The sequence below is a fragment of the Bradyrhizobium sp. Ken01 genome, from assembly GCF_055807355.1.
Map to the genome: position 1 here is coordinate 1 of NZ_JBVVPC010000124.1, position 1,695 is coordinate 1,695.

Consider the following 1,695-nt stretch of genomic DNA (forward strand, 5'->3'; position numbering starts at 1 on the left):
CTAAAAAAGCCAATCGTCGCGATCAAGGTCGGTCGTTCCGAACAGGCCAAGCAGGCGACGCTGTCGCATACGGCTTCGCTTGCCGGTTCGGATGCTGCATCCGATGCCTTCCTGAGGCGGCTCGGCATCGCCCGCATTGATTCCATCCCAGGCTTTCTGGAGACGCTGAAGCTCTTGCATAGCACGGGACCGCTGCCCGGCTATCGAATTTCGTCGATGAGTTGCTCGGGCGGCGAAGCCTCCCTGATGGCCGACGCGGCGCAAGGGCGAGACGTGTATTTCCCGAGCCTTACCGACCAGCATCGCGCGTTGATGAGGAAGGCGTTCGGGCCAATGGTCGCGCTAGCCAACCCGCTCGACTACAACACATACATGGACGAACAGTCAGTTATAACTAACGCCTTCACGACTATGGTATCCGGTGGCTTCGATTACAATTTTCTGGTGCTTGACATTCCGCGCCTCGACCGCTGCCCGGACGCTCGCCAGTGGGGGGCTAAGGGTCTAAATGCCTTTGAACTGGCATTGAAGGCCAACATGACACAGGGCGCCATGGTCTCCACCATGCCTGAGAATCTTCCGGAGGAGTACACTGCTGGACTGATGGCGCGGGGTATAGCGCCCCTGTTTGGCATTCCGGAAGCTATGGACGCCGCTCAGGGAGCAGCCTTTATTGGCGAGGTCTGGCGCCAGCCGCAGGCCCATTCCGTCGACACCGCCGCCGCCGGCCCGCTTCGTGGCGAGCGTGTCACGCTCGATGAAGCAGAAGCCAAGGCACGGCTCATCAAAGCCGGCCTTCCGGTCCCGAAGGGCGGTAGCGCCAGCAGTGCTAAGGAGGCCTTCGGCCTGTCGAGGGAGCTTGGCTATCCAGTAGCGCTGAAGGCTCTCGGTGTCGCCCACAAATCGGAAGTCGGCGCGGTGAGGCTGAACCTCAATGACGCCGAAGCTGTCACCCGGGCTGCTCAGGATCTTTTGCCCCTCGGGAGTGGGCTCTATGTCGAACGCATGGTTCGCAACGGCGTCGCCGAGTTGATTGTCGGCTTCACTCGTGACCCAATGTTCGGTGCGGTGATGACGCTGGGTACCGGAGGCGTAATGGTCGAGCTCTTACGCGACAGCGTCACCCTCCTGCTGCCTGCCACGCGGGAAGACATTGAAGAGGCGCTGCACGGCCTGAAACTCTATCCGCTACTCGAAGGCTATCGCGGCAGGCCAAAGGCGGATGTCAATTCAGCGGTCGATGCGATCGCGGGCATCGCGGACTTTGTTGCGAAAAATGCAGGCGAGATCGAGGAACTCGACATCAACCCGCTGATCGTCTGTGCACAAGGGAACGGTGCCTGGATCGCGGACGCGCTGCTGGTCGTTAGACATATGAATGGAGCTAAGAATGGCTGATATCGTCACTACCCGTCGTGAGGGCGCGATCCTCGAGGTCACACTTGACCGACCGAAGGCCAATGCGATCGAGTGGACTACCTCGAAGCTGATGGGCGAAGCATTTAAGGACTTCCGTGATGACCCGAAACTGCGCGTTGCCATTCTCAAAACTGCCGGCGACAAGTTCTTCTGCGCCGGCTGGGATTTAAAGGCCGCCGCCGCTGGCAACGACCGACCCAGCGACTATGGTGTCGGTGGTTTCGGCGGCATACAAGAACTACGCGACCTCAATAAGCCCGTGATCGCCTGCGTTAA

General features: G+C 59.9%; 2 protein-coding genes. Both read left to right on the forward strand.

Translation table 11 applies throughout. From position 1 onward, the window contains the following. Positions 1-1,398 (forward strand): acetate--CoA ligase family protein (locus tag AC0L3S_RS38955; protein ID WP_473285246.1); only part of this gene is annotated, 1,398 nt, incomplete at its 5' end. Further along, on the forward strand, positions 1,391-1,695 hold a 305-nt coding region (locus tag AC0L3S_RS38960; RefSeq protein WP_473285248.1), incomplete at its 3' end, for an enoyl-CoA hydratase-related protein. The genes AC0L3S_RS38955 and AC0L3S_RS38960, both read left to right, overlap by 8 nt.